Source organism: Streptomyces sp. NPDC029216, from assembly GCF_040648015.1.
Taxonomy (GTDB): Bacteria; Actinomycetota; Actinomycetes; order Streptomycetales; family Streptomycetaceae; genus Streptomyces.
The window spans coordinates 1-18,252 of sequence record NZ_JBEZWL010000074.1 but is presented as its reverse complement, the minus strand read 5'-3'; the positions used below and the strand labels follow the sequence as shown (position 1 = coordinate 18,252).

Genomic DNA, 18,252 nt, shown 5'->3' with positions numbered 1-18,252 from the left:
TCGACTCGTACCGTCCTGGCATGCCCACACCCATCACCGCGTACGACCTCACCGGCCGCACCGCGCTCGTCACCGGAGCCGCCGCCGGCATAGGCCGGGCCACCGCGCTCCTGCTCGCCGGGGCGGGCGCGGCCGTGCACTGCGCGGACCGCGACGAGCGGGGCCTCGCCGAGACCACCACCCTGATCGCCGAAGCCGGCGGAACCGCCACCGCCCACCCCCTCGACGTCACCGACCGCGCCGCCCTGCGCGCCGCCGTCGCCGCGGCCGGGCCGCTCGACATCACCGCCGCCATCGCCGGGGTCATGCACACCAGCAGCGTCCTGGAGACCACCGACGAGGACCTCGACCGGGTCCTGGACGTCAATTTCAAGGGGGTCCTGCGCACCTGCCAGGAGGCCGTCCGCGCCATGATCGCCGCCGGCCGCCCCGGCTCGGTCGTCACGATGGCCTCGGGGGCCGTGGACGCCGCCCAGCCCGGCCTGCTCTGCTACAGCGCCGCCAAGGCCGCCGTCGTCCAGCTCACCAAGACCCTCGCCACCGAGAGCGGCCCGTACGGCATCCGCGTCAACGCCGTCGCCCCGGGATGGATCCGCACCCCCATGACCGCCCGCCACAGCCCCGAGGCCCAGGAGCAGACCGAGGCCGCCATGGTCCGGATGTCCCCGCTGCGCCGGGTCGGCGAGCCCGGGGACATCGCCCACGCGGTGCTCTACCTGGCCTCGGACGCCTCGTCCTTCATGACGGGCCAGATCCTTCGGCCGAACGGAGGGGTGTCGATGCCCTGGTAACCCCCACCACGTCCGGAGTTCCACCGGCATCCTCACCGCGGGCCCTGCGCACGGGGCCCGGTACACAGTGGACGGGCAGGAGCCCCAGCCCCCAGCCGCCCATGGCTATCGCCCCCTCGACGGGCCCCGAGTCGGCCGGCGCCAGCGCCAGCCTCACCACGGCCCACCCCCACAGCGCGCCCACCGCCAGCGCGAGGGGGAGGGCCAGTACGACGGGCAGAGCCACAGGTATGCGCAGTAACAGCCGCACGGCCACCTCCATGGCGGTCCCCCCGGACGGAGTCCTGGGGAAGGCCGGTTCCCGGTCGCGCCCATCCTCCCCCACGCCCCCGGCCCCCGCACCCAGAAGACCGGGCGCACGGCAGTGCGGGGGCGCCACGACGGCAAGGAGCCCCGGCCGGTGCCTCACGCACCACCCGGGGCTCCCGCCACACCCACGTGTCCAGCTCGCGTACTCAAGCGGCTACGACGTTCACCGCTTCCACGGGCGCCTTGATGGTCACCCGTTCGGGTCCGCCCGTGACCGAGGCCACGGAGACCGAATTGAGCATCGGGCGCACCGGTGCCGGCACCGGTTCGCTTGCGGCTGCCGACTGCGCGAGCTCGGCCAGCGACAGCTCGTCACTGACCTCGCGCATCAGCTCGGACATCCGTACGTCCAACGCGTCGCAGATCGCGGAGAGCAGCTCGGAGGATGCCTCCTTCTGCCCCCGCTCCACCTCGGAGAGATAGCCGAGCGAAACTCGGGCGGACGAGGAGACTTCGCGCAGAGTACGGCCCTGGCGCTGGCGCTGCCGACGCAGCACGTCACCCAGCAGGCGACGGAGCAGAATCATCGGTGGCTCCCTCCTCTGACCGTGTAGCCGTAACCTTCACGCCCCACCGTACCGCCTCGCGCCGCGGCCGTGCGGGGAGCGATGTCGTGTTCACTCAGGGCTGCAAACATCAAATCCCCCCGTTCTGTTCCGTATCCTGCCCCCGCAGATTCTCGCGGAGTTCGCTCGAGAGCAGTTCGAGCACTGTGCGTGCACTCTCCCTACGGATTTCCGTACGGGAGCCGTTCAACCGCAGCCGGGCCGTTTTCCTGCCCCCCGGACCCGCCACGGCGATGAAAACGGTGCCGACCGGCTGCCCGTCCTGGGGGTCCGGACCGGCCACTCCGGTCGTCGCGATCCCCCACGAGGCGCCCATCACGCGCCGTACCCCGCTGGCCATCTCCGCCGCGACCTGCGCGTTCACCGCGCCTTCGGCCGCGAGCAGTGCGGCGTCCACGCCGAGCACCCGGTGCTTGAGCTCGGTGGCGTACGCCGTGACCGAGCCGCGGAAGGAGCGCGAGGCGCCGGGGACGGCCGTGAGCTCCGCCGCCACCATCCCCCCGGTCAGCGACTCCGCCACGGCGAGGCTCTGGTCACTCTCCGCAAGCAGGCGCAGCACGTCTTCGGCCACACCCGCAGCACCTTCCCCCGCTCCCAAGGATTCCGGTGCCTCCCCCGCCCCGTTCGTCACTTCGAGGCCCGCTCCGCCGCCAGTCCGGTCCGGCGCAGCACCACGGCCTGGCGGACGTAGTCCAGACCGGTGACGACGGTCAGTACGACGGCCACCGCCATCACCCAGAACCGCAGCGTGGCCAGCGGCCCGGTCAGCGCGAGCACGTACATGCCCACCGCCGTGCCCTGGGCCAGGGTCTTGAGCTTGCCGCCCCGGCTGGCCGGGATCACCCCGTAGCGGATCACCCAGAAGCGCATCAGCGTGATCCCGAGCTCCCGCCCGAGGATCACCCCGGTGACCCACCAGGGCAGGTCGCCGAGCCAGGAGAGACAGACGAGCGCCGACCCCATGATCGCCTTGTCGGCGATGGGGTCGGCGATCTTGCCGAAGTCCGTGACCAGGTTGTACGTCCGGGCGAGGTGCCCGTCGAAGATGTCCGTGATCATGGCGACGGCGAAGGCCGCCCAGGCCAGTGCCCGCCAGACGGGGTCGTAGCCCCCGTCGGCGAGCAGCAGCAGGACGAATCCCGGCACGAGGACGAGCCGGATCATCGTCAGGATGTTGGCGATGTTCCAGAGGCTGGCCTGATTGACGGCCGCAGTCCCGAGCTTCGCGCCGGGCGTGGGCCGGCGGCCGGTCCCGCCCGCCGCTGATGCCGGGACTCCGCTCATCCGGCCGCCTCCAGGATTTCCGAGAACTCCGTGCCCAGGGGTTCGGCCACCAGGTCCACGCCCAGCGTGCCGACCACCTTCGCGGTGACGATGGTCCCGGGGACCAGGCCGGTGCCGTCGGTGAAGACGACCTGGCCGTCGGTCTCGGGGGCCTGGTGGGCGGCGCGCCCGTAGGCGCCCTCGCCCTCCTCCGCCTCGTCGAACGGGACGACCGTTTCGACGAGTACCTCAAGGGTCTCGCCGATCCGCTCCTCCGCACGCTGGGAGGTGAGCTCCTCGGCGAGCCGCTGCATGTGCGCGAGGCGCTCGGCAACGGTCTCCTCGTCCAGCTTGTTCTCGTACGTGGCGGCCTCGGTGCCGTCCTCGTCGGAGTAGCCGAAGACGCCGATGGCGTCGAGGCGGGCGTGGGTGAGGAAGCGCTCCAGCTCGGCGAAGTCCTCCTCGGTCTCGCCGGGGAAGCCGACGATGAAGTTGGAGCGGACGCCGGCCTGCGGGGCCTTGGAGCGGATGGTGTCCAGCAGCTCCAGGAAGCGGTCGGTGTCACCGAAGCGGCGCATGGCGCGCAGCACGTCGGGGGCCGAGTGCTGGAAGGACAGGTCGAAGTACGGGACGACCTTGGGGGTCGAGGTGAGCACGTCGATCAGCCCGGGCCGCATCTCGGCGGGCTGGAGGTAGCTGACGCGGACGCGCTCGATGCCGTCGACCGCGGCGAGCTCGGGCAGCAGGGTCTCCAGCAGGCGGATGTCGCCGAGGTCCTTGCCGTACGAGGTGTTGTTCTCGGAGACCAGCATGATCTCCTTGACGCCCTGCTCGGCGAGCCAGCGGGTCTCGCCCAGCACGTCGGAGGGGCGGCGGGAGATGAAGGACCCGCGGAAGGACGGGATGGCGCAGAAGGAGCAGCGGCGGTCGCAGCCGGAGGCCAGCTTGACCGAGGCGACCGGGCTGTTGTCCAGGCGGCGGCGCAGCGGGGCGCGCGGCCCGGACGCGGGGGCGAGGCCCTCGGGCAGGTCGGCGGGGGCCTCGGCGGGCGCCTCGGCGCCGTCCTGGGCGTGGCCGGGCAGGGCCACGGAGGCGTTCTGGCGCTCGGCGGGGCTGATCGGCAGGAGCTGGCGCCGGTCGCGCGGGGCGTGGGCCTCGACGTTGCCGCCGTTGAGGATGGTCTGCAGGCGGCTGGAGATGTCGGCGTAGTCGTCGAAGCCGAGGACCCCGTCGGCTTCGGGCAGCGCTTCGGCGAGCTCCTTGCCGTAGCGCTCGGCCATGCAGCCGACGGCGACGACGGCCTGGGTCCGGCCGTGATCCTTGAGATCGTTGGCTTCCAGCAGGGCGTCTACGGAGTCCTTCTTGGCGGCTTCGACGAAGCCACAGGTGTTGACGACGGCTACGTCCGCGTCGGCGGCGTCCTCGACGAGCTCCCAGCCATCCGCCGCCAAGCGGCCTGCGAGCTCCTCCGAGTCCACCTCGTTACGGGCGCAGCCAAGAGTGACAAGGGCGACGGTACGGCGTTCGGGCATGGACTCAAGACTACTTCGTCCGGACGGCGACCCCCGCCCCAAGTCCCGGTTAACCAAGATCCCCGGGGCGCTTCTGGGCGCCCCGGGGATCCGGAATCAGAGGTTCAGTGCTGGTCAGCCCGCCTGGGCCTGTCCCTGACGGGGGTCGTCCCGGGTGTAGGTGAGACGTTCCACCTGGCCCGACTCGAACCTGTCCTTGATCTCCTTGCCGTTCACGAACAGCTTGACGGCCCCGGCGTCGCCCAGGACGAGGTCCACGGACTCCTTGTCGGTGAAGGTCTTGGACTCGCCCTGCGCGAGGGTGCCGTCGAAGAGCAGCCGGCCGCTGTGGTCCTTGGCCGAGATCCAGCTCTCGCCGACGTCGGCGGTCAGGACCACCGTGACGAGGTCCTTGGGCGCGGCCGCGATGGCACTGTCCGAGGGCTCCGGCTTGGGGGCCTGCGGGGTCTGGGCCGGGGGCTGCTGCTTGCCGGCCGACTGCTTGGGCGCGGGCTGCGGGGAGACGGAACCTTCCGCCACCGGGTGCTTGGCCTTCTCCTCGTCGCCGCCGAAGGCGGTGAAGCCGACGAAGCCGATCACGGCGACGATGGCGGCGACCATGGCGGCGGTCCAGTTGGGCCGCTGCCGTTCGGGTCGGATGCGCTCGGCTTCGAACATCGGTGCGGCGGGGGTGGGTGCCGGCCGGCCGCCGTGGGCCGCGTCGTACATCTCGACCAGGGGGACCGGGTCGAGGTGAACGGCGCGGGCGAGCGTACGGATGTGGCCGCGGGCGTACACGTCGCCGCCGCACCGCGTGAAGTCGTCCTCCTCGATCGCGTGCACGATCGGGATGCGCACGCGCGTCGTGGAGGAGACCTCGTCGACTGTGAGCCCGGCGGCGATCCGGGCCTTCTTGAGGGCCGTCCCGATGGACGGAGCTTCGACGGAACGTTCGACGAGCCGGTCCTCGGACCGGTCGTCGGTCGAAGGCCGCTCTTCTTCGGGGGAGTTGGAGTTGCCGATGGACACAAGGGCGCCTTTCGAGCGTGTAGCCACCTGCTGGATGTCCAGTCTAGGGGGGTGACGAAAGGGTGGGGCAACCGGAGGGTCCGCTTCCTACGCCATCCGTATGGCGAGGGCGCCACCCACCGCTGCCTCGCTCAACTGGACGCACGCCCAAGGGAAACGGTTGCCCGCCGAACCCCCTCCGGCCGGGTGAGGCGGGCGGATCCCCGTTCTAGGGGCCCTCGCCCCGGATGACGGCGAGCACCCCGTCCAGTTCGTCGGGTTTGACCAGGACGTCGCGGGCCTTGGAGCCCTCGCTGGGACCCACGACCCCCCGGGACTCCATCAGGTCCATGAGCCGCCCCGCCTTGGCGAAGCCCACGCGCAGCTTGCGCTGGAGCATCGAGGTGGAGCCGAACTGGGTGGAGACCACCAGTTCCGCCGCCTGGCACAGCAGGTCCAGGTCGTCGCCGATCTCCTCGTCGATTTCCTTCTTCTGCTTCTGCCCGACCGTGACGTCGTCCCGGAAGACCGGCGCCATCTGGTCCTTGCAGTGCTGCACGATCCCGGCGATCTCGTCCTCGGTGACGAAGGCGCCCTGGAGGCGGACCGGCTTGTTCGCGCCCATCGGCAGGAACAGTCCGTCACCCTTGCCGATCAGCTTCTCGGCGCCGGGCTGGTCCAGGATGACCCGGCTGTCGGCGAGCGAGGAGGTGGCGAAGGCCAGCCGCGAGGGCACGTTCGCCTTGATCAGACCCGTCACCACGTCCACCGAGGGCCGCTGGGTGGCGAGCACCAGGTGGATGCCGGCCGCGCGGGCCAGCTGGGTGATCCGCACGATGGAGTCCTCGACGTCGCGCGGGGCCACCATCATCAGGTCGGCGAGCTCGTCGACGATCACCAGCAGGTACGGGTACGGGCTCAGCTCCCGTTCGCTGCCGGGCGGCAGTTTGATCTTGCCGTCCCGGATCGCCCGGTTGAAGTCGTCGATGTGCCGGTAGCCGAAGGCGGCCAGGTCGTCGTAGCGCAGGTCCATCTCGCGCACCACCCACTGGAGGGCCTCGGCGGCCCGCTTGGGGTTGGTGATGATCGGGGTGATCAGGTGCGGGATGCCCTCGTAGGCGGTCAGCTCGACCCGCTTGGGGTCGACCAGGACCATCCGCACGTCCTCCGGGGTGGCCCGGACCATGATCGAGGTGATCAGGCAGTTGATGCAGGAGGACTTGCCGGAACCGGTGGCGCCGGCGACCAGCACGTGCGGCATCTTCGCGAGGTTGGCCATGACGTAGCCGCCCTCGACGTCCTTGCCGAGCGCGACCAGCATCGGGTGGTCGTCCTCGGCGGCGTCCGCGAGCCGCAGGACGTCGCCGAGGTTGACCATCTCCCGGTCGGTGTTCGGGATCTCGATGCCGACGGCCGACTTGCCCGGGATCGGGCTGATGATCCGCACGTCCGGGGAGGCCACGGCGTAGGCGATGTTCTTCGCCAGCGCCGTGATCCGCTCGACCTTCACCGCGGCGCCGAGCGTCACCTCGTACCGGGTGACCGTCGGGCCCCGGGTGAAGCCGGTGACCTGCGCGTCCACCTTGAACTCGGTGAACACGTTCGTGAGCGCCGCGACCACCGAGTCGTTGGCGGCGCTGCGGGTCTTGCCGGGGCCGCCCTTCTCCAGCAGGTCCAGCGAGGGCAGCGAGTACGTGATGTCCCCGCGCAGCTGGAGCTGTTCGGCGCGGGGCGGCAGCGGCTGGGCCTCGGGCGGCGCCTTCGTCAGGTCGGGCACCGACAGGGTCCCCGAGGCCGCGGCGGTGCGCTCGTGCGGGGTGTCGGCCGGCTCCTCCGGGGCCGGGGCGGCAACGGGACGCTCCTCGCGGGCGGGCGGCACGGGCGCGGTGATCTCCACCCCGTCCCGCTGGGGGGTGATCCCCTGGGTGAGGTCGGCGACCAGCGGCGACGGCGGCAGCCCTCCGTAGACCACCCCGTCCAGCGCGGCGGCGGCCGCCGCGGCCACGTCGACGGCGTCCATCTCCCGCTCCCCCGGACGCGCGGCGGCCCGCCGGGGCCGGCGCCGCTTGGCCAGGGCCGCCTCCTCGGCGGCGTCCGCGGGGTCGCCCGGCAGGGCGGCGCCCTCGGCACGGGCCCGCCACTGCTCGGGGTCGTGCCGCTCGGGTCGGCCGGCGTCGGGCTGCCCGTACCCCTCGTCGTACGCGTTCGGAGCGATGATCCCCAGCTTGATCCCCAGCCGGCGCAGCCGCTGCGGGATGGCGTTGACCGGGGTGGCGGTGACGACCAGCAGGCCGAAGACGGTGAGCAGCACCAGCATGGGCACGGCCAGCGGCGCGCCCATGGTGAAGATCAGCGGCTTGGAGGCCGCCCAGCCGACGAGCCCGCCCGCGTTCTGCATGGCGGTGGTGCCCTCGTCGCGGCCCGGGGCCCCGCAGGCGATGTGCACCAGTCCGAGGACGCCGATGACCAGGGCGGACAGGCCGATGCCGATGCGCCCGTTGGCGTCGCTCTGCTCGGGGTGGCGGATGAAACGAACCGCCATGACCCCCAGCAGGATCGGCACGAGCAGGTCCAGGCGCCCGAAGGCCCCGGTGACCAGCATCGTCACCAGGTCCCCGACGGGCCCGCTCAGGTTGGACCAGGTCCCGGCGGCGACGATCAGCGCCAGGGCGAGCAGCAGCAGCGCGACGCCGTCCTTGCGGTGGGCGGGGTCGAGGTTCTTGGCGCCCCGGCCGATGCCCCTGAAGGCCTTGCCGACAAGGTGCGCGAGCCCGAGCCAGCAGCCGCGGACCAGCCACAGCACGCCCCCGGTCGGGGACGGCGCCGCTTTGGCGGCGGTCTTCTTCACGGGAGCGCGCCTGGCCGCCGCGGCCTTCTTCGCGGGAGGCTTGCGCGCGGGGGCCGTCTTCTTGGCCGGCGCCGCCGTCCGGCCGGGGCGGCCCTTCGCGGCGCCCGCGGTGCTCTGGGAACCCTTGCCGGACGTACTTGAGGCCATGGGCCCGAGGTTACCGGTGCGCGTGCCGGTGGACACGCGTGCCCACCCCTTCACCCGTTCGTGTCGCCCCGTCCGTACGCGTCTTGACACACCGGCAGGCCTGACGGCCCGCCAGCCGCACCCGAGGCCCGGCCCCTTCGCCGGGGCACGGCACCGGCGCCGGGACGCCCGGTCCCGGCGTGCGGCCCGTCAGCCCTGGGCGGGCAGGACCGGGGCGGTCCCGCCGGCTCCGGGCTCCAGCGCGTCCAACGCGCGGCGCAGTCCCGTCAGCTTGCGCTCCAGGTGCGCGGCGGTCGCCACCACCGCGGCGTCGGCGGAGTCCTCGCCGAGCTGCTTGGTCAGCGCCTCGGCCTGCTCCTCGACCGCCGCGAGCCGCGCGGAGAGCTCGGCCAGCAGCCCGGCCGCCTCCTTGCTGCCGTCGCCGTTGGAGCCGCCGCCCTCCAGCTGGAGGCGCAGCAGGGCCGCCTGCTCCCGCAGCTGGCAGTTCTTGGTGTAGAGCTCGACGAAGACCGAGACCTTGGCGCGCAGCACCCAGGGGTCGAACGGCTTCGAGATGTAGTCCACCGCGCCCGCCGCGTACCCGCGGAAGGTGTGGTGCGGACCATGGTTGATCGCGGTGAGGAAGATGATCGGGATGTCCCGGGTCCGCTCGCGCCGCTTGATGTGCGCGGCGGTCTCGAACCCGTCCATGCCCGGCATCTGGACATCCAGCAGGATGACCGCGAAATCGTCCGTCAGCAGCGCTTTGAGCGCTTCCTCCCCCGACGACGCCCGGACCAGTGTCTGATCGAGCGCGGAGAGGATGGCCTCCAGCGCCAGCAGATTCTCCGGCCTGTCGTCGACCAGGAGGATCTTGGCCTTCTGCACCATGCCCTGTCCTCCTCGCCCCGGCATGGGGCCTCCCCGGCTCCGGACGCCGGCCTGTGTGCCGGGGCCCGCCCCAGAGGACGGCGTCTTCGCGCCGTCCGTCCTTGTGCCGGTCATCGTAGCCCCAGTCCCGAGATCGCCACACCCTGTCACCAAGATGTCACTGTGCACGAAGCAGAAACGTGGCGGGAGGCCAGAAGGTTCCCCCTGCGGCCTCCCGTCACGTTCCCTCCGCCGGTCAGTTTCCGCGCATGTGCTGTTCCATGACCGACAGTAGGTAGTCGGGTTCGACCGGCTTGGTGACGTAGTCGGAAGCCCCGGAGTCGATGGCCTTCTCCCGGTCCCCCTTCATCGCCTTCGCCGTCAGCGCGATGATCGGCAGCCCCTCGAACTGCGGCATCCGCCGGATCGCCGACGTCGTCGCGTACCCGTCCATCTCCGGCATCATGATGTCCATCAGGACGACCGCCACGTCGTCGTGCTGCTCCAGCACCTCGATGCCCTCCCTGCCGTTCTCGGCGTAGAGCACCGCCAGCCCGTGCTGCTCCAGCACGCTCGTCAGCGCGAAGACGTTGCGCACGTCGTCGTCCACGATGAGCACCCGCTCGCCGTGGAAGTCGTACGTACGCGGCGGCGCCGGCAGCTCCTCCTGCTCCCCCCACGCCTCCCCGCCCGGCTGCCCCGGCACCTCGGTGCGCGGCGGCGGACCGGCCAGCGGCTTGCGGCGGCGCCGGAACAGCGCCGAGGAGCCCTGCCCGGCCGGCTCCGCCGCCGGCAGCGCCTGCCGCACCGGCACCGCGTTCTTCGCCACCACGGGCAGCGCCGCCACCGGGACGGGCTGCGGCGCCGGCAGCGCCTCCTCGACCGCCCTGCGGTACTCCCCGCGCGCCCCGCCGGGCGTGGGCGGCGCGTACCCCTGCGGCGGCAGCTCGCTCGGGTGCAGCGGCAGGTACAGCGTGAACGTCGACCCGCGCCCGGGCTCGCTCGCCGCGTGGATCTCCCCGCCGAGCAGCCGGGCGATCTCCCGGCTGATGGACAGCCCGAGGCCCGTACCGCCGTACTTGCGGCTCGTCGTGCCGTCCGCCTGCTTGAACGCCTCGAAGATCACCAGCATCTTGCTCGCCGCGATCCCGATGCCGGTGTCGGTCACCGAGAAGGCGATCAGGTCCCCGTCCGCGTCGCGCAGCGACCCGGCCTCCAGCAGCTGTTCCCGGATCGCCGTCGGCACGTCGGCCCCGGCGGGCCGGATCACCAGCTCCACCGCCCCGTTGTCGGTGAACTTCACCGCGTTCGACAGCAGGTTGCGCAGCACCTGGAGCAGGCGCTGCTCGTCGGTGTGCAGGGTCGCGGGCAGCTCCGGGGAGACCCGCACCGAGAAGTCGAGCCCCTTCTCGGCGGTCAGCGGCCGGAAGGTGGCCTCCACGTAGTCCACGAGCTGGACCAGCGCGATCCGCGTCGGGGACACGTCCATCTTCCCGGCCTCGACCTTCGACAGGTCGAGGATGTCGTTGATCAGCTGGAGCAGGTCCGAGCCCGCGCCGTGGATGGTCTCCGCGAACTCCACCTGCTTCGGCGACAGGTTCTCGTCGGCGTTGTCCGCGAGCAGCTTCGCCAGGATCAGCAGCGAGTTCAGCGGCGTGCGCAGCTCGTGCGACATGTTCGCGAGGAACTCGCTCTTGTAGCGCATCGAGACCGCCAGCTGCTCGGCGCGCTCCTCCAGGACCTGCCGGGCCTCCTCGATCTCGGTGTTCTTCACCTCGATGTCCCGGTTCTGCTGGGCCAGCAGCTCTGCCTTCTCCTCCAGCTCCGCGTTCGCGGCCTGGAGCGCCTTCTGCCGGTTCTCCAGCTCGTCGGAGCGCTCGCGCAGCTGCTCGGTCATCTCCTGGGACTGCTTGAGCAGCATCTCCGTCTTGGAGTTGACGGAGATCGTGTTGACGCTCGTGCCGATCATCTCGGCGATCTGGCTGAGGAAGTCCTTCTGGATCTGCGTGAACGGCTGGAAGCCGGCCAGCTCGATGACGCCGAGGACCTTCCCCTCGAACAGCACCGGCAGCACGATCACGTGCGCCGGCGGCGCCTCACCGAGCCCCGAGGAGATCTTCAGGTAACCCGGCGGGGTGTTCTCCACCAGGATCGTCCGCTTCTCCTCCGCGACCGTCCCGATCAGCCCCTCCCCCGGCCGGAACGAGATCGGCATCTGGCTGCCCGCGTACGCGTAGCTCCCGCGCATCCGCAGCTCGTACGAGCCCTCCGCGCCGCCGTCCGTCCCGATCTCGGTGCTCCCGCCGGTCGGCACCGCGAGGAAGAACGCCCCGTGCTGCGCCGCGACCACCGGGGTCAGCTCGCTCATGATCAGCTTGGCCACGTCGTCCAGGTCCCGGCGGCCCTGCATCAGCGCCGAGATCCGGGCGAGGTTGCCCTTGAGCCAGTCCTGCTCCTTGTTGGCCAGGGTGGTGTCTCGCAGGTTCGCGATCATCGTGTTGATGTTGTCCTGGAGGGCCTGGATCTCGCCCGCCGCGTCCACGTCGACCTTCAGGCTCAGGTCCCCGCGGGTCACCGCGGTGGCCACGGCCGCGATCGCCCGCACCTGCCGGGTGAGGTTGCCGGCCATCTCGTTCACGGACTCGGTCAGGTCCCGCCAGGTGCCGTCCACGTCGCGCACCCGGGCCTGGCCGCCCAGGATGCCCTCGGTACCCACCTCACGGGCCACCCTGGTCACCTGGTCGGCGAAGGAGGACAGCTGGTCGACCATCGTGTTGATGGTCGTCTTCAGCTCCAGGATCTCCCCGCGCGCATCGATGTCGATCTTCTTGGTCATGTCGCCCTTGGCGATGGCCGTCGTGACCATGGCGATCTGCCGCACCTGCCCGGTGAGGTTGGAGGCCATGAAGTTCACCGAGTCGGTGAGGTCCTTCCACGTGCCCGAGACCCCCGGGACGTGCGCCTGGCCGCCCAGACGGCCCTCCGTGCCCACCTCCCGGGCCACGCGCGTGACCTCGTCCGCGAACGAGGACAGGGTCTTGACCATCGTGTTGACCGTGTCGGCGAGCTGCGCGACCTCGCCGCGGGCCTCGACGGTGACCTTCTTCGTCAGGTCGCCGTTGGCGACGGCCGCCGACACCTGGGCGATCCCGCGCACCTGCGCCGTCAGGTTCCCGGCCATCGTGTTGACGTTGTCCGACAGGTCCTTCCAGATGCCGGTCACCCCGCGCACCCGGGCCTGGCCGCCGAGGATGCCCTCGGTACCCACCTCACGGGCCACCCGCGTCACCTGCTCCGCGAAGGAGGACAGCTGGTCCACCATCGTGTTCACCGTGGTGACCAGTTCGAGGATCTCGCCCTTGGCGTCGACGGTGATCTTCTTGGACAGGTCGCCCATGGCGACCGCCGTGGTCACCTCGGCGATGTTGCGGACCTGGGAGGTCAGGTTGTTCGCCATGAAGTTGACGGACTGGGTGAGGTCCTTCCAGGTGCCGGAGACCCCCTTGACCTCCGCCTGGCCGCCCAGGATGCCCTCGGTGCCCACCTCGCGGGCCACCCGGGTCACCTGCTCGGCGAAGTTCGAGAGCTGGTCCACCATCGTGTTGATGGTGTTCTTCAGCTCCAGGATCTCCCCGCGCGCGTCCACGTCGATCTTCTGCGACAGGTCACCGCGCGCCACCGCCGTCGCGACCTGGGCGATGTTGCGGACCTGGGAGGTCAGGTTCCCGGCCATGCCGTTCACCGAGTCCGTCAGGTCGCGCCAGACGCCGGCCACCCCGGGCACCTGCGCCTGGCCGCCGAGCCGGCCCTCCGTGCCCACGTCCCGGGCCACCCGGGTCACCTGCTCCGCGAAGGCCGAGAGCTGGTCCACCATCGTGTTGATGGTGTTCTTCAGCTCCAGGATCTCCCCGCGCGCGTCCACGTCGATCTTCTGCGACAGGTCACCGCGCGCCACCGCCGTGGTCACCTGGGCGATCTGGCGCACCTGCGAGGTCAGGTTCCCGGCCATGAAGTTGACGGAGTCGGTCAGTTCCTTCCAGGTCCCGGACACCCCCTCGACCCGGGCCTGGCCGCCGAGCCGGCCCTCCGTGCCCACGTCGCGCGCCATCCGCGTGACCTGGTCGGCGAAGGAGGACAGCTGGTCCACCATCGTGTTCACGGTGTTCTTCAGCTGGAGCATCTCGCCCGAGACGTCCACGGTGACCTTCTGCGACAGGTCGCCGTTCGCCACCGCCGTCGTCACCTGCGCGATGTTGCGCACCTGACCGGTGAGGTTGCGGAAGGCGGTGTTCACCGAATCGGTGAGGTCCTTCCAGGTACCCGCCGCCCCCGGCACCTGCGCCTGACCGCCCAGCTCGCCCTCGACGCCCACCTCACGGGCCACACGGGTCACTTCCGCACCGAACGACTGGAGCTGGTCCACCATCGTGTTGACGGTGTTCTTCAACTCCAGCATCTCGCCGGCCACATCGACGGTGACCTTCTGCGACAGGTCGCCGTTCGCCACCGCCGTCGTCACCTGCGCGATGTCCCGCACCTGCGTGGTCAGGTTGCGGAAGACCGTGTTCACCGAATCGGTGAGGTCCTTCCACGTCCCCGCCGCACCCGGCACCTGCGCCTGACCGCCCAGCAGACCCTTGGCGCCGACCTCGCTGGCCACCCGCGTGACCTCGTCCGCGAAGGTCCGCAGGGTCTCCGTCATCTGATTGATCGTTTCGGCCAGCTGCGCCACCTCGCCCCGCGCGCTGACGCGCACCTTCTGCGACAGGTCACCGTTGGCGACGGCCGTCGTGACCTGCGCGATCCCGCGGACCTGGGCCGTGAGGTTGCCCGCCATCGTGTTGACGGAGTCGGTCAGGTCCTTCCAGACGCCCGCGACCCCGGGCACCTTCGCCTGACCGCCCAGCTCGCCCTCGGTGCCCACCTCGCGGGCGACGCGCGTCACCTCGGAAGAGAAGGAGGACAGCTGGTCCACCATCGTGTTGACGGTGTTCTTCAGCTGGAGCATCTCGCCGGCCACGTGCACCGTGACCTTGCGCGACAGGTCGCCCTTGGCCACCGCCGTCGTGACGAGGGCGATGTCACGCACCTGAGCGGTGAGCCGGTAGGCCATGGTGTTGACGGAATCGGTCAGGTCCTTCCAAGAACCGGACATTCCGCGCACCTGGGCCTGACCGCCCAGCTTGCCCTCGGTACCCACCTCCAGCGCCACCCGCGTCACCTCGTCGGTGAACGCCGACAGCTGGTCGACCAGGTTGTTGACCGTCCGCCCGACCTTCAGGAACTCGCCGCGCAGCGGATGCCCGACCCCGTCCGGCGCCTGCGTCCGCAGGTCCATCCGCTGGTCCAGGTCGCCCTCGGCCACCGCCGACAGCACCCGGCCCACCTCGGACACCGGCCGGGCCAGATCGTCCACCAGCTGGTTCGAGGCGTCGATGGCGGCCGCCCAGGAGCCCTCGCAGGCCCCCGTCTCCAGCCGCTCGCTCAGCTTGCCCTCGCGGCCCACCATGCGCCGGACCCGCGACAGCTCCCCCGTCAAGTGCAGATTGCGGTCGGCGACCTCGTTGTAGACGGCGGCGATCTCCGCCATCACGCCCTCGCCGGACACCGTCAGCCGCTTGCGGAAGTTCCCGTCCCGCATCGACACCAGGGCCATGAGCAGCCTGTTCAGTGCGGCGGTATCGACCTCCGTCGTCCCGTTCCGCCGGGACCTGCCCCCCTTGGGGCGCGTTCCCGTACGCCGCACCGCTGCGCCAGACTCCACCGTGTCCCTCCCGAAAGGGTCGACCGCTGTTCCACCGGATCTCCGGCTGTCCAAGAGCCGGCTCTCCAAGCCTGCCCAGTGTTTCACCCCGGCCGAACCCGGCCATAACACTTCGGCACCTTCGCACAGGGTCCACACCCTGCGGGTGGAATCCCGTACAGCGGCCTCACCTCGGCCTCGAAGGTAAGTAACCTGGCATCCGATGTCCCACCGCGTCGAAGGAGACTTGTGATCACGGCACGGGCGGCTGCCAGTTTCACCCCCCAAGGGCGCTCGGTCGCCGCCGCCCGCGCGTTCGTGCGCGACACGCTCCAGGGATGGGGCTTCGCGGACATCGTCGACGACGCGGTGGTGCTGACCAGCGAGCTCGTCACCAACGCCGTCGTCCACGCCGGTACCCAGGCCGAGGTCCTGTGCCTGCGCGCCGAGGGCGGCGTACGCGTCGAGATCGCCGACCGGTACCCCGAGCGCGAGCTCCCGCTGCGCCACCCCGGCGAGCGCCCGTACGCCGACCCGGACCGCGAGAGCGGCCGCGGGCTGATGCTCTGCGCCGCCCTCGCCACCCGCTGGGGCGTCGAGTACACCACCACCCACAAACACGTGTGGTTCCGCCTCGACCTCCCGGACCGGCCGGTCGGTACCCGCTCGGCGGGCCCCGTCGTCCCGGACCAGTTCCTGCCCCTGGCCGACAGCCGGGTCCGCGTCGCCGTCATCCAGATCGACGCCGCCGACTCCGTCTCCGCCTGGAACGAGGACGCCGAGCACGTCTTCGGCTACTCCTCCGAGAAGGTCATCGGCCGCCCCCTGGCCGAGCTCGCCGCCTGGCCCCAGACGCCCGGCACCGGCACCGGCATCGCCGAGGCCCTGCGCCTGTCCCGCTGGGAGGGCAGCTACGGCATCCGCGGCGCCGACGGCCGCGTCATCCCCGTCTACGCCTCCCACCTGCGGGTCCGCGACGCCCACGGCGAGCCGTCCATCGTCTGCCTCCTCGTGCACGACGACGAGCGCGCCCTGCTCCAGACCCCCGTGCGGGCCCCCGTCTCCGACGGCCAGCTCGCCGACCCCCGCCCCGTGGACCCCTTCGAGGTGTTCATCGGCTCCCCGGCCCCCGACGACCTCGACGGCCTGCTCCAGCGCACCGTGGAGCGGGCCCGCGACATGCTCGACGCCGACGCCGCGTTCCTGCTGCTGGCCACCGATGACGAAACCGAGTTGGAGGTCCGCGCCACCACGGGTCTGCCCTCCACCCGCCAGCGCTTCGCCCGCGTCCCCGTGGAGGCCGGCACCAGCCGCTACGGATCCGCCCGCCTGCCCGCCGTCCACGACGACCTGTCCGCCGTCCCCGGGGCCGTGCCGCTCCTGGAGTCCACGGGCATGCGCTCGGTCGTGACCGTCCCCCTCAAGGTGGAGGGCCGCCTGACCGGCTCCCTGGGCGTCGCCGCCGAGAACCCGGGCCGCTACACCAATGAGGAGGCCCTGCGCCTCCAGTTCGCCGCCGACCGCATCGCCCTCGCCGTGGAGTCGGCCCGCCTCGGCGAGCTGGAGCGGCTGCGCCGCGGCTCCCTGTCCTTCCTCGTCGAGGCCTCCGACCTGCTGGCCGGCACCCTGGACCGGGACCAGACCCTGGCCCTGATGGCCCAGATGACCGTGCCGACGCTGGCCACCTGGTGCGCCGTCTACACGATCGCCGACCAGGCCTCCGACCCCTACCTCGCCTACGTCCTGCACGAGGACGAGGAACGCATCGACGGCCTGAAGGACCTCCTGTCCCGGGTCGACCCGCCCGAACCGGTCCGCGAGGCCGGCGCCCGCCCCTGGCCGGCGACGGCAGCGGCGGTCGGCGGCGAGACGGTCGTCCTGCCCCTCCTGGCCCGCAACCGGGTGATCGGCATGCTCACCCTGGGCAAGCCCAGCGAGGAGCACTTCCGCCAGGAGATCCTCGAACTGGCCGACGACCTGTCGCGCCGTGCGGCCCTGGCCTTGGACAACGCCCGCCTCTACTCGGAGCGCACGGCCATCAGCCGCTCCCTGCAGCGCAGCCTCCTGCCGCCCGGCTCCCCCGCCATCCCCGGTATGGAGGTCGAGGTCATCTACCGCGCCGCCGGCGAGGGCAACGAGGTGGGCGGCGACTTCTACGACGTCTTCCCGATCCGCGACGGCGCGTACGGCTTCGCCATCGGCGACGTGTGCGGTACGGGCCCGGAGGCGGCGGCCGTCACCGGCCTGGCCCGCCACGCCCTGCGCCTGCTGGCGCGGGAGGGGCTGGGCGGCCCGGCGGTCCTGGAGCGGCTCAATGCGGCCATCCTCGACGAGGGCGCCCGCAGCCGCTTCCTGACCCTCCTGTACGGCGAGCTCCACCCGCAGCCGGACGGCGGCGCCCTGATGAAGGTGGTCTGTGCGGGCCATCCGCTCCCGTTGCGCCTGCGCCCGGACGGCCGGGTCACCCCGGCGGCGGAACCTCAGCCGCTGCTGGGCGTGATCGACGACCTGGACCTCTACGAGCAGACGCTGTCCCTGGCCCCCGGTGACGTCCTCCTGTGCGTCACGGACGGGGTGACGGAACGCCGGGAGGGCACGCGCATGCTGGGCGACGACGGCCTGGCGGAGGTCCTCACCACGTGTACGGGGCTCACGGCGGGCGCGGTCGCGGCGCGCGTCCTGCGTGCGGTGGAACGCTTCGCGGCCGAGCCCGCCTCGGACGACATGGCGATCCTGGCGTTCCGCGTCCCGCATCCGCGCGAGGGTTCCTGACCCCGCTTCACCCCTCCGGCCCCGGGCCGCCCGTGCGGCGGCCCGGCCGGCCCTCCGGTCTCGATCGGTCCCGGAAACGCAAAAAGGCCCCCGCCTATTGGCGGGGGCCTTTTCTGTTGGAGCCCTTTAACGGAATCGAACCGTTGACCTTCTCCTTACCATGGAGACGCTCTACCGACTGAGCTAAAAGGGCGGGTTGTTCGGCGGCGTCCTACTCTCCCACAGGGTCCCCCCTGCAGTACCATCGGCGCTGAAAGGCTTAGCTTCCGGGTTCGGAATGTAACCGGGCGTTTCCCTAACGCTATGACCACCGAAACACTATGAAGTTGGAACTCCAGCCGGCAAGGCGAGTTCGTTACTTCAGAACTAACACAGTGGACGCGAGCAACTGAGGACAAGCCCTCGGCCTATTAGTACCAGTCAGCTCCACCCGTTACCGGGCTTC

11 protein-coding genes, 1 tRNA gene and 1 rRNA gene are annotated in these 18,252 nt (G+C 71.3%); 2 read left to right on the top strand and 11 right to left on the bottom strand.

The genetic code is table 11. The annotated features are described in order from the left end of the window. The first annotated feature begins 20 nt into the window (after nucleotides 1-20). The gene (locus tag AB0F18_RS24525) at nucleotides 21-791 is read left to right on the top strand and encodes an SDR family NAD(P)-dependent oxidoreductase (RefSeq protein ID WP_362064101.1); all 771 of its coding nucleotides are present in this window, start codon (nucleotides 21-23) and stop codon (nucleotides 789-791) included. On the opposite strand, the gene AB0F18_RS24520 is transcribed toward AB0F18_RS24525, so the two are convergent. The 9 genes from AB0F18_RS24520 to AB0F18_RS24480 form a co-directional block, all read right to left on the bottom strand. Next, a complete protein-coding gene (locus AB0F18_RS24520) occupies nucleotides 739-1,053 on the bottom strand; it encodes a hypothetical protein (protein ID WP_362064129.1) in 315 nt (104 codons plus the stop codon). The two genes, AB0F18_RS24525 and AB0F18_RS24520, sit on opposite strands and share 53 nt — an antisense overlap. A gap of 193 nt (nucleotides 1,054-1,246) precedes the next feature. Then, nucleotides 1,247-1,627 carry a helix-turn-helix transcriptional regulator gene (locus AB0F18_RS24515; protein WP_007266936.1) on the bottom strand — a complete coding sequence of 127 codons (381 nt, stop codon included), beginning with the start codon at nucleotides 1,625-1,627 and terminating at the stop codon, nucleotides 1,247-1,249. 109 nt (nucleotides 1,628-1,736) lie between these two features. Next, nucleotides 1,737-2,237 carry a CinA family protein gene (locus tag AB0F18_RS24510; protein WP_362064099.1) on the bottom strand — a complete coding sequence of 167 codons (501 nt, stop codon included), beginning with the start codon at nucleotides 2,235-2,237 and terminating at the stop codon, nucleotides 1,737-1,739. 56 nt (nucleotides 2,238-2,293) lie between these two features. Further along, the gene (gene pgsA, locus AB0F18_RS24505) at nucleotides 2,294-2,950 is read right to left on the bottom strand and encodes a CDP-diacylglycerol--glycerol-3-phosphate 3-phosphatidyltransferase (RefSeq protein WP_362064097.1); all 657 of its coding nucleotides are present in this window, start codon (nucleotides 2,948-2,950) and stop codon (nucleotides 2,294-2,296) included. Next, the gene (gene rimO, locus AB0F18_RS24500; RefSeq protein ID WP_362064095.1) at nucleotides 2,947-4,461 is read right to left on the bottom strand and encodes a 30S ribosomal protein S12 methylthiotransferase RimO; all 1,515 of its coding nucleotides are present in this window, start codon (nucleotides 4,459-4,461) and stop codon (nucleotides 2,947-2,949) included. Before rimO ends, pgsA begins: the two co-directional genes overlap by 4 nt. 114 nt (nucleotides 4,462-4,575) lie before the next feature. Further along, a complete protein-coding gene (locus AB0F18_RS24495; RefSeq protein ID WP_362064093.1) occupies nucleotides 4,576-5,469 on the bottom strand; it encodes a RodZ domain-containing protein in 894 nt (297 codons plus the stop codon). Between the two features lie 208 nt (nucleotides 5,470-5,677). After that, nucleotides 5,678-8,443 carry a DNA translocase FtsK gene (locus AB0F18_RS24490; protein ID WP_362064091.1) on the bottom strand — a complete coding sequence of 922 codons (2,766 nt, stop codon included), beginning with the start codon at nucleotides 8,441-8,443 and terminating at the stop codon, nucleotides 5,678-5,680. Between the two features lie 189 nt (nucleotides 8,444-8,632). After that, the gene (locus AB0F18_RS24485) at nucleotides 8,633-9,313 is read right to left on the bottom strand and encodes a response regulator (RefSeq protein WP_045949494.1); all 681 of its coding nucleotides are present in this window, start codon (nucleotides 9,311-9,313) and stop codon (nucleotides 8,633-8,635) included. A gap of 235 nt (nucleotides 9,314-9,548) precedes the next feature. Next, complete coding sequence (locus AB0F18_RS24480; protein ID WP_362064088.1) at nucleotides 9,549-15,056, bottom strand: HAMP domain-containing protein; 5,508 nt, start codon at nucleotides 15,054-15,056, stop codon at nucleotides 9,549-9,551. 228 nt (nucleotides 15,057-15,284) lie between these two features. On the opposite strand from AB0F18_RS24480, the gene AB0F18_RS24475 reads away from it, so the two are divergent. Further along, the gene (locus tag AB0F18_RS24475; RefSeq protein WP_362064086.1) at nucleotides 15,285-17,807 is read left to right on the top strand and encodes a SpoIIE family protein phosphatase; all 2,523 of its coding nucleotides are present in this window, start codon (nucleotides 15,285-15,287) and stop codon (nucleotides 17,805-17,807) included. Between the two features lie 117 nt (nucleotides 17,808-17,924). Here AB0F18_RS24475 and AB0F18_RS24470 read toward each other — a convergent pair. After that, nucleotides 17,925-18,000 (bottom strand) — tRNA-Thr (locus AB0F18_RS24470). A 5-nt stretch (nucleotides 18,001-18,005) separates the two neighbouring features. After that, nucleotides 18,006-18,122 (bottom strand): 5S ribosomal RNA (rrf, locus tag AB0F18_RS24465). Between the last annotated feature and the right edge of the window lie 130 nt (nucleotides 18,123-18,252).

Bases quoted from the DNA above. Each gene is read 5' to 3' on its own strand.
- AB0F18_RS24525 (WP_362064101.1), top strand. From the start codon at position 21: ATGCCCACACCCATCACCGCGTACGACCTCACCGGCCGCACCGCGCTC.
- rimO (WP_362064095.1), bottom strand. From the start codon at position 4,461: ATGCCCGAACGCCGTACCGTCGCCCTTGTCACTCTTGGCTGCGCCCGT.
- AB0F18_RS24485 (WP_045949494.1), bottom strand. From the start codon at position 9,313: ATGGTGCAGAAGGCCAAGATCCTCCTGGTCGACGACAGGCCGGAGAAT.
- AB0F18_RS24520 (WP_362064129.1), bottom strand. From the start codon at position 1,053: ATGGAGGTGGCCGTGCGGCTGTTACTGCGCATACCTGTGGCTCTGCCC.
- AB0F18_RS24490 (WP_362064091.1), bottom strand. From the start codon at position 8,443: ATGGCCTCAAGTACGTCCGGCAAGGGTTCCCAGAGCACCGCGGGCGCC.
- pgsA (WP_362064097.1), bottom strand. From the start codon at position 2,950: ATGAGCGGAGTCCCGGCATCAGCGGCGGGCGGGACCGGCCGCCGGCCC.
- AB0F18_RS24515 (WP_007266936.1), bottom strand. From the start codon at position 1,627: ATGATTCTGCTCCGTCGCCTGCTGGGTGACGTGCTGCGTCGGCAGCGC.